General features: G+C 43.6%; 14 protein-coding genes. 1 reads left to right on the top strand and 13 read right to left on the bottom strand.

What is annotated here, in order from left to right; translation table 11 throughout:
• Nucleotides 1-80: 80 nt before the first annotated feature.
• From tnpB to DN062_RS19145, 8 genes are all read right to left on the bottom strand, one after another.
• Nucleotides 81-233, bottom strand: coding sequence for an IS66 family insertion sequence element accessory protein TnpB (gene tnpB, locus DN062_RS19220; RefSeq protein WP_112159236.1), 153 nt, complete (start codon nucleotides 231-233; stop codon nucleotides 81-83).
• A gap of 60 nt (nucleotides 234-293) precedes the next feature.
• Nucleotides 294-542 (bottom strand): IS66 family insertion sequence element accessory protein TnpA, encoded by a 249-nt coding sequence (gene tnpA, locus DN062_RS10295; protein ID WP_239995761.1) that lies wholly within the window; start codon nucleotides 540-542, stop codon nucleotides 294-296.
• Between the two features lie 285 nt (nucleotides 543-827).
• Nucleotides 828-1,004 (bottom strand): hypothetical protein, encoded by a 177-nt coding sequence (locus DN062_RS18545; RefSeq protein ID WP_156460560.1) that lies wholly within the window; start codon nucleotides 1,002-1,004, stop codon nucleotides 828-830.
• A 3-nt stretch (nucleotides 1,005-1,007) separates the two neighbouring features.
• Complete coding sequence (locus DN062_RS18725) at nucleotides 1,008-1,184, bottom strand: hypothetical protein (protein ID WP_156460559.1); 177 nt, start codon at nucleotides 1,182-1,184, stop codon at nucleotides 1,008-1,010.
• An 86-nt stretch (nucleotides 1,185-1,270) separates the two neighbouring features.
• Nucleotides 1,271-1,702: an ISAs1 family transposase gene (locus DN062_RS10290; protein WP_112159235.1), complete on the bottom strand. Its 432-nt coding sequence runs from the start codon at nucleotides 1,700-1,702 to the stop codon at nucleotides 1,271-1,273.
• Nucleotides 1,703-2,022: 320 nt separating this feature from the next.
• The gene (locus tag DN062_RS10285) at nucleotides 2,023-2,466 is read right to left on the bottom strand and encodes a pilin (RefSeq protein WP_112159234.1); all 444 of its coding nucleotides are present in this window, start codon (nucleotides 2,464-2,466) and stop codon (nucleotides 2,023-2,025) included.
• A gap of 75 nt (nucleotides 2,467-2,541) precedes the next feature.
• Nucleotides 2,542-3,015, bottom strand: coding sequence for a pilin (locus tag DN062_RS18855; protein ID WP_112159233.1), 474 nt, complete (start codon nucleotides 3,013-3,015; stop codon nucleotides 2,542-2,544).
• Between the two features lie 336 nt (nucleotides 3,016-3,351).
• The gene (locus tag DN062_RS19145) at nucleotides 3,352-3,462 is read right to left on the bottom strand and encodes a transposase family protein (protein WP_420811670.1); all 111 of its coding nucleotides are present in this window, start codon (nucleotides 3,460-3,462) and stop codon (nucleotides 3,352-3,354) included.
• A 250-nt stretch (nucleotides 3,463-3,712) separates the two neighbouring features.
• Here DN062_RS19145 and DN062_RS10270 point away from each other — a divergent pair, with 250 nt between their 5' ends.
• Nucleotides 3,713-4,270, top strand: coding sequence for a hypothetical protein (locus DN062_RS10270; RefSeq protein WP_112159232.1), 558 nt, complete (start codon nucleotides 3,713-3,715; stop codon nucleotides 4,268-4,270).
• A gap of 132 nt (nucleotides 4,271-4,402) precedes the next feature.
• On the opposite strand, the gene DN062_RS10265 is transcribed toward DN062_RS10270, so the two are convergent.
• The 5 genes from DN062_RS10265 to DN062_RS10245 all read right to left on the bottom strand — a co-directional run bounded on the left by DN062_RS10265 (nucleotide 4,403) and on the right by DN062_RS10245 (nucleotide 9,041).
• Nucleotides 4,403-5,623, bottom strand: a complete 1,221-nt coding sequence (locus tag DN062_RS10265) for an O-antigen ligase family protein (RefSeq protein WP_112159231.1) — start codon at nucleotides 5,621-5,623, stop codon at nucleotides 4,403-4,405.
• 200 nt (nucleotides 5,624-5,823) lie between these two features.
• The gene (locus tag DN062_RS10260) at nucleotides 5,824-6,144 is read right to left on the bottom strand and encodes a helix-turn-helix domain-containing protein (RefSeq protein ID WP_036513232.1); all 321 of its coding nucleotides are present in this window, start codon (nucleotides 6,142-6,144) and stop codon (nucleotides 5,824-5,826) included.
• The gene (locus tag DN062_RS10255) at nucleotides 6,125-6,511 is read right to left on the bottom strand and encodes a type II toxin-antitoxin system RelE/ParE family toxin (protein WP_036513230.1); all 387 of its coding nucleotides are present in this window, start codon (nucleotides 6,509-6,511) and stop codon (nucleotides 6,125-6,127) included. Before DN062_RS10255 ends, DN062_RS10260 begins: the two co-directional genes overlap by 20 nt.
• Nucleotides 6,512-6,543: 32 nt before the next feature.
• Nucleotides 6,544-8,493 (bottom strand): polysaccharide biosynthesis protein, encoded by a 1,950-nt coding sequence (locus DN062_RS10250; RefSeq protein WP_193483888.1) that lies wholly within the window; start codon nucleotides 8,491-8,493, stop codon nucleotides 6,544-6,546.
• Nucleotides 8,490-9,041 carry a sugar transferase gene (locus DN062_RS10245; RefSeq protein ID WP_112159230.1) on the bottom strand — a complete coding sequence of 184 codons (552 nt, stop codon included), beginning with the start codon at nucleotides 9,039-9,041 and terminating at the stop codon, nucleotides 8,490-8,492. Before DN062_RS10245 ends, DN062_RS10250 begins: the two co-directional genes overlap by 4 nt.
• Nucleotides 9,042-9,094 lie beyond the last annotated feature (53 nt).

The raw sequence follows: 9,094 nt of genomic DNA, 5'->3' as shown, positions 1-9,094 counted from the left end.
GGGCTGATGTGGATTATCAACCGGACGCTTCTCCGATTTCTCACCAAATAACTGCTTCTCGAACCAGGCCACTCGTCGTTTCAGTGCCTCGTTTTCATCACGTAGAACACTGTTCTCAGCGGGTTGTGGTTAAGCTGATTCTTCACCAATGCACTCAATCCTTGAAATGACTTGCGCATGTCAGTCGGTTGAGTGCAAAGCCAGATCCGAGCAAGATTGCCGGGCGCAAACATCAGTGACGACTCAGGCGAAGCTCGACACCCTCGCCTAAACTGAGCACTATCGACCAGCCGCTACCTGCATGACTGACTGACAAGGCGCCAAGGTGCCAAGGTGCCAAGGTCAATAAATGCAGCCTCTTCTGAGCGCTGGGATTGGGAGCTGACTGGACGTTCATTGATAAATCGCTTGCGCCAGTCACAAAAGCTGGCATAGCCTAAGCCTTGCTCATCGCAAAAACGTGCAACGGAGAGACCGCTGTTGCGCCACTGATCGATAAAGATCTGCCATTGCTCTGGGGTATGACGGGTATAGAGTTTCATATGATGCTCTCCTAAATAAATAGGAGGCTAGATTATCGCGCGATGAATATGAGGGACAGAACGTATTAGAATGAGCGCTTTCTTTTAAACGGCATTTTTTTAACCAACTATACAGGGTTATCGAAAGAATGCCTTCTTCTGAAGATACGGATGCAACTGAACACTTTAAAGGGGGTTGCAACTTCTTTAGTTCTGACGCTTTACGCTCACTGGAATAACGAGGCATAACGGTTCTCATTCCACCCGCTCAAAGGATTTTAAAAGGTTAAATTGCCAAGTGGACAACTAGGCTAACAGAGCGGGATCTTTCGAACTTATGTAGTAACATATCGTAGCATGATCGGGTATTTGATCACCTTCCTGACGGAAAGAAACGACGACACAAAGCTTTTTTAATCCAGCCCCCTCATAGGTAATATCTTGAAATTTTTCATCAATATCACCAACTACATGTACGCGCATTTCCTAACGACCATGACTTTCCTCTTGCGCTGTATACGAATCTCCATCATAGACCGCTATCTTGTTCATCGGAACGTTGCGCTCAACAGTATTATCAAGTTTTGGCTGATTGCCTTTAACGGCCAATAATAAATAGTCAGCGCTATAGTTAACAATGTCTAATGCTATTTTTTCTGGCAACCCATTGCGTCAATCGTAACCAAACAACCATCTAAATTTAGCAATTTAAGCAGCTCTGGGATCGCAGTAATTTCATTCGACTTCTGCTACGTTTTCACCTGTCCAAGAACCACACCATTGGCCGCACTAAAAGCACTAACAATGTGGATCGCTCCTTTCTTTCGACTCTTGTCGTAAGAGCCTCGGTGTGTTTTTCCATCAATTGCAATGACTTCACCTGCGGTGGCTTGATGTCGCTCTTGCATCCAATCGGCAGAGATTCGTTGGAAATGCTTTGGATTAATCATGCCGATAACTCTTGCAATCGTATCTGCCCTAGGAGGGCCTGAATCAAAATCACCATAACTTCTTAGAACATCAAGTTTAGCTTCACCAAAATCTTCAATCTCATCACATCCTTCAGACCCTGCCATCACTGCACAAATAGTCAGCAAGAGAATGTCAGTTAAATTATGTTCTACCTTCCATGTCTGACGAGGATCTTTGATCACAGCAAGATGTTCAGCGGGAGAGGCCATTTTTAGGATTTTCCTTTACAAAGGAATCATCAAATCACATTATGCTCCGGCGTGTATATTGAAAATTAAAAATCAGCTACAAGCTGCATCCACCCTGATGGTTTAATGCGTTTTTCCTGAAAACTTGACTGATCTCGCGGAAGGCTTTGCCTTTATCTCGGAGCCGAATCGCTTTCTACCTAAGTAGTTCTTGCTGCTCTTGGCTGAGCTTGCGTGGGGGACATCATGAAGGAACTATATTAAATCAAATATAAAGCACTACCGGACTAATATTATAAATTAACAACACCTTTAATAAGGTTAATAAAAATCAATTCCAGCTATAATGATACGCAACCAACAGAAAAACGGTCGGTAACATTAGTTACACAACTCCACTCACCAATAGATCTATCATATTCTAGATTAACAATACGATTACGTAAGTTTGCATTAACATTTTCATTAAAAGTAAAAGTAAGTATATAAATATTGTTATTTGGATTAAACTCTGGGACAGATAAAATGCCATAGTTACTTGTTAGGGCGATACCTAGCACATTTGTAGATGAGTTTGGTAACCCTGTAGATGCAGAAAAAGAAACGCCTAAATCAATTTTCTCTTGTACTGGAGTTTTAGCACCACTAAAAACAACCAGGGATTCACTGAATTGGGCTCTTGCAACAAATAACTGATATTGATTTATACCTATGAGCGCTAGAATAGAAATTATCAGTAATACAATTATCAACTCAAGTAATGTGAATCCTATTTGCTTGAACAAGTTATCACCATCATTCTAATAGCCAACTAAAAAGCTGATAAGTATTATAAATAAACTTATCAGCTTTCAAAGTGCTTAAGGTAGCGCGGCAACAGTTTGACATTGAGTTGCATATTGAGCAGCAACAGTAGTAAAGCAATCCCAAACACCAGTAGCCGTAGTATAACGGTAACGGACAGCTAAACCACTTAGGTTTTGGTTAGTAGCAGCCCCGAACTCATAGTCTAGATTATAAGTTGCATCAGCAACTGCAAAAGCTGGTGCTGTTGGTGCAGCGACAGTTCCTAGAGAGCCATATTGACCAACTAATTGAACACCTAAGATGTTAGTTGCAGCATTCGGTGCTCCAGTAGAAGCAGCAAAAGCTGTACCTGAATCAATTCTTTCTTGAATTGCTGTCCTTGCACCACTGAGAAGAGTATGAGACTCTGCAAATTGCGAACGGGCAAGATAATTTTGATACTGTGGCAGCGCGATAGCAGCCAAAATACCAATGATAGCCACAACGATCATCAGCTCGATCAATGTAAAACCTTGTTGTCTTTTCATTTGTTTCTCCAACAAAAAAGTAAGTTTAGGATTCAAGCCTCTGATCCTTGAGGATTGCATGAAGCTTACTAACTATAGAGCAGGTATCGTGCCAAAATCGGAAAATTCAAAAATCATTTTATTTTATCTATATAATTCAATTAATTAATGAAATGTTATTTTCCGTATTCACACATTCAATCGTTTATACTCCCACCAAGGTGACAGTTTAGGGCACCTAAAGTGACAAATATTGTCACTTTCTGACAGAGTTTCGGGGGTTTATCCATGAATATGCCTAAGCTCAACTGATCGTCACTGCACATTAAAAAACACATGGCTAAAGATGGTTTCACCTTATTGTTGGAACGAGTGACTCGGAATTCCATTATCAAAATCGCTGTAGCGCTTCAACCAATCAAGGTGCGCTTCACAAAAATCTGCAATTTCTTCCCAGCCCTCCCTGATCTAATGAGCAATATTTAGCTTTTCTGCGATCACTTTTTGTTAAACTTCCAGTGAGAGCAACGAAAAGATCTGGTATTATTGGCCCATCGGTCAGATGCCGATAACACATGTGAAAATCTCGTTTTTCGGTCCAATTATAAGGCTAGCACATTTTGATAGCTGCCCCCCTTTCGACCTAGTTCATCACATGATGTAATTCGGTTATTATCTGAACTCGGTTTTTTTAGAAATTACATTAGGAGATCATATCATGGAGAAGAATTTTAAAAACGCATTCTGGGGGCTCATTATAATTTGTTATTACCCTTTTTTTATTCAAATTGCCTATATAACAAAAAATGATTTAATCGTAAGTCACTTTATTTTTATTATTTTATCATTTCTAGCTGTTAAATACATCGCAGCATCTTACAAAATGAATCAAAACCATTACGAGTTTCAAAAGCATAAGAATCTTAACCCGTTAAATCGAGCATTATCTTGGTGTGTTGTAATACCAGTAATGGCTTTAATTTTAGCCTTTCCTGCATATAACAGCATCCCTAACCTCCTTCATCAAATAACAAAAGAAACAGGTGAAATAGTCGTTACCGTTAAATCGAAAGAGCACAATACAAAGGGCGGATATAAGAATTCAAAAAGATGTTATGGGTACACATTAATCATAAATGAGTTTGTACCACCTTTTAACCAATTTTGTGTATATAAGCCCACATACGATAGCATTATGCCGGGAGATTCCTTGCGCTTAGTCGGCAAAGTATCACGCTTTGGCTTCAGCTATCAGGAGCTTTATCTAGATAATTAACCTGTTGACATCGTCTCCAGCTATACTCAACATTGATTCAAGTCAAATTCCATTGCAATCATGGTATATCGGACGACTGAAGTTGGAATCGGACTCACTCAAAAAAGTTGGGGGCAGATTTACGCCAATGTGTTAACGAAGAACATCCCGCATGGAAACCGCTTTTGACTCTAGGCGCAGAATGGACCCCACCACAAAAAAGGCCGTCACCCACACATTCGTTTTGAATACCGTATCGGTTAAGGACAACACCAGAAAAATAATCAACAGGCCATACACCAGCACCCTCGTGCTCTCGGGTACTCGGAAGGCAAATGCAATGCCGAGCAGTATCAAACACAGCAACCCAAACACGCCATATTCAAGCGTTTCCTGCACATACTGGTTATGCACGTGTGACAGCTCGGTTATTGCATTGAAGGAGAGTTGGTGCTCGGCAACCCATCGTTCAGACTCTGCATTAAGCCTATCAAGGCTCTCTCCAATGCCAAATAAAGGCTGCTCTTTTATCAATCCAGCCGAAATCCACCACGCATTGAGTCGCAGCCCAAGTGACGTATTAAAGTCGCCCTCCATGATGGTTTCAATTTCGACTCTTGTGTCCTGTACTCTGTCTTTTAAACCATCATGTGAGAAGTAGGAGCCCACCAACACAATTGGCACCAAGACCAACACTATGATGGCTAGGCTTCGTTTATTAGCTGAAGTGCGCAGTTTCATATAGGCGAAAAATACAACCAAGGCAATCAGGGTCAAATAAGCACCGCGCGTGCCCGTAAAAGACAGAAGAATCAGCAAACCTAGCAGGATAACACCAACACCTAGCTTGTAAGGTAGCGCATAAGAACGAAACAGAAAGTTAACCAGCACCAAGCAATAAATCAGCAATAAGTTTGAAAATACAATGGGATTATGACCTACACCTATGCGCTCATCACCACTGCTTTGCCATACTTCCAAAGCACCACTAAACAACGTGAGTAAGCTACCACAAACGACTCCAAGGTAAATGGACTCTCGGATATAGCCTGTCTGTAGTAAATAGATATAAAAAACAGCAAACAACACAAACTTAATATAGCCTGATCCATGTTCAGACCAGTCGCCAAGCAGCAGGATGTGTAAAAGGTGATAGACCCCAAAGACCAGCAAAGAGACAAGCCAAAATCCATCAGATGCCTCAATCTTTGCTTTGCATATGACGAAGGGCACAACCAGCAAGGCCAGTAGAGCGAATATATTTCGGACTAAATGCACATCACCAACGATCAAGTTAACGAGCAGTAGAAAAACCAGAAAACTGTTCAAATACAAAAACGTTAACTGACCTCTCAATGGAAGCGTATTGTTCATCGTTCATCGTCCTTCGTCCCTTTAGTTTACTTATTAAACTAGTGCCCCTGAAAGGTCTAACAGATCGAGCAGCATTAGGGTTGTATTCCTGAGCTGCGCGGATGAGAAGGCGTGCAAAGTGTCTAAGGCTCTTCAATCTGCAGGCTTTGCCAGTTTTAACGAATATGTACATTCAAGTCTGAGCTAATGCACTTTACTGCCTAAATAACCGCCTCTAGCCCCTTTCGCTCGATCAGGTTCAACAGTTTGAGCGACGGCCCGCTCGGCTTCTTGTCGCCGATTTCCCACTTTTGAACCGTCGACAGGCTAGTGTTAAGCACGGCGGCAAAAACCGCTTGGCTTACGTGCGCCTTTTCACGCAGCGCCTTGATCTGCTGCGGCGGTATTTCGTGCACATCGAGATTGCACAGCGCCTCGAACTCGCCCATGCGACGCTTGCTGATCAGTCCCGCGCCATGAAGCCCACGTGCTGTCTCGTGCATCTCGTCCAGAATTCGGCTGTTACGCTTTGTCGTCGCCATCACATATCTCCACAATTTCACCGGCAGCCAGCGCAATGGTCAGTTGCCGATCATCAAAGCCAAGCAACTCCCTTGCCACCTCTTGGAGCACCCTCAGCTCGTCCTTGTCGATGTTGGATCGTTCGTTCTTGCTGAAGCCATAAAGGAAGAACCAGCGCCCTGCCATTTTCGTAGCGATGATGGTTCTGGCCCCGCCACGCTTGCCCTGGCCAGGCAGCGCGACGCGCTTCTTGACAACATCGCCACCCAAATCGGCATCCACGAGCCCTTGGCTCATTTCTTCGACTGCGGCACATAAAGCTGCGTCGGTTAGTCCGGCCTTTTTCATCGAGCGGGTGAAGGTGCGTGTTTTAAAGACTCGTCTCATTGAAAAACTATACCACTCAGTGCAATACCTGTCTAGGCATAGTGCATTGGCGGCAAACTCGTTGTCATCCAGTCAACACATGCATCGGATGGTGTAAAACCAGACACACTTCGTGTTAAACATTCACGTGCAACGTCGACTTGATTCTGGTGGACCGCTGTTTCTAGCTCAACCAATGTTTGCTGCAAAACATCGGGGGACAGCATTTCTTCATTTGCTCTCATAATCTTCGGGTGCTGTGTACGGGTTACGTTATCGCCAATTAATAACTCTTCATACAATTTTTCACCCGGTCGAAGCCCTGTGTATTCAATCGCGATATCCCCACGGGTGTTGTGTTCATCCTTAACGGAAAAGCCCATTAGTCGAATCATACGCTTAGCTAAATCCGTAATGGTGACAGGTTCACCCATATCAAGAACAAATACATCCCCACCTTTAGCCATAGAACCCGCTTGAATCACTAAGTTTGCGGCTTCTGGAATCGTCATAAAATAGCGGGTGATTTCAGGATGGGTGACGGTGACAGGCCCTCCTTCTTCAATTTGCTTTCGAAATAAAGGAACCACCGATCCAGACGACCCCAGTACATTACCAAAACGCACCATGGAATAGATGGTCTCGGATGTAGATTGAGAGGATTGCTGCGCCAAGTCTTGTAATATCAGTTCAGCAAGTCGTTTCGTCGCGCCCATCACGTTGGTGGGTCTAACGGCTTTATCTGTAGAAATTAATACAAAGCGCTCAACCTTTGCCCGTAATGCAGCCTCGGCGAGTATTTGGGTGCCCAGTACATTGTTTTCGATGCCTTCAAGGATATTATGCTCAACCAAGGGGACGTGCTTATAGGCAGCGGCGTGGTAGAGCGTTTGTACCTGAAACCGACTAAGTACATCGTCAATACGCTGTTTATTTGTCACCGACCCTAACAGTGAAATCCGTGGAACATTGATGCCCAGTGTCTTGGATAACAGCGTCAACTCTTGTTCAATCGCATAGAGTGCGTACTCACTTCGCTCATACAACACTAAGCAACGTGGCGTATTCTTTAATACTTGCCGGCATATTTCTGAGCCTATAGAGCCTCCAGCCCCGGTCACCATTACAACTTTGTTATGAATGCTGTCATCAATCAGCGCTCGAATTGGGGGAACGGGGTCTCGACCTAACAAATCCTCTATCTGCACTTCACGCAAACTGGTGATGGATTCGCCCGCTAAAATCTCGTGCATGGACGGCAGGGTTTTGACATGAACTGGAAACTCCTCCAGTCGTTGCAGTATATCGCGGCGCGCCTTTGCACTAATCGAGGGCATAGCAAGAAACACAGCACTTACGTTGCGCGAATCAATTAATGTTGCTAAGTGCCTTGGATCATACACTTTACGTCCAGCCACGTTACTACTAATGAGCAGCGGGTCATCATCTAAAAAGCCGACACATTTATATTCAATATTGTTTTGTAAATTTCGGCAAAGCTGTACTCCGCTTTCGCCTGCCCCATAAATAAGTACAGGATTTTTATCAATGAACAGGTCTAAGCTCCACTGATAATAACTGCGCATTAAAAAGCGTGTCCCTCCTACATAAATCAAGGCAATGATGGCAAAATTAACAGGAACTGTTCTTGGAAAAGGTTCAATTTTGAGTACAAATGCAGCGGCCCAAAGCATCATAGACAGTATCATTACTCCCGATGCAACTGTCCATATCATCTGACTACCGATATAGCGAATGACGGCTCGATACAACCCTATTCGGATAAAAATCAGAATACCCATGATGGGTAACACCATAAATAAAACTGCAGCCGGGTATAGATACTCTTCTGGCCAAAGCTCCGAAAAGCGTAGAGCAAACGCAGACCACAGCGCAAGAGGCAAGGCAACGGCATCGGCCAGCACCATCAGCAGACGCTTTTGATAACGGCTTAACTGCATCAGTTTTGAGTGAAAAAAATCCGTTTTCTTAATATTACTCATGAGACAGTCCTGTCACCTTGCCCTTTACCCAACACCGTTAGAAAGATATAGCGAAAATACTGCCTTAAATTAAGGTTCAGGATCATTTGCTGATCCATCGCGGCAAGCATGGCAGGTGTCGACATATCGACATTATTCACTTGCGCCAGCCCTGTAATCCCTGGCCGCACGTTAAACACACCCAGCGCGTCTCTTTCTTGAATAAGCTCATGCTGGTTAAACAAGCAAGGACGCGGCCCAACTAAACTCATTTCCCCTTTTAGCACATTCCATAACTGGGGTAGCTCATCTAGTTTTGTTCGACGCAAAAAATGACCAAAGGGGGTAATGTCGCTGCTATTGGCCAGATGGGTCGCAACAGAGGCTGTTTCCGGCTTCATTGTTCTGAATTTAACTAGGGTGAAGGGCTGTAAATTGCGCCCTACACGCGTTTGTCGAAAGATGGGAGAGCCAGTATCAAAAAAGCCAATAATTGTTAACACCAAAAAAATCGGAGCCCCAAAAACCAATCCTAACGCTGAAAACAAAACATCCAAGCTGCGAATCATGTGTATTCCTTTTTACCTCGCATGATTGATAAAACAATAGGTTACACCCTCGT

This window comes from Nitrincola tibetensis, assembly GCF_003284585.1.
GTDB classification, from domain to species: Bacteria; Pseudomonadota; Gammaproteobacteria; order Pseudomonadales; family Balneatricaceae; genus Nitrincola; species Nitrincola tibetensis.
This window is presented reverse-complemented; position numbering and strand designations above follow the sequence as displayed.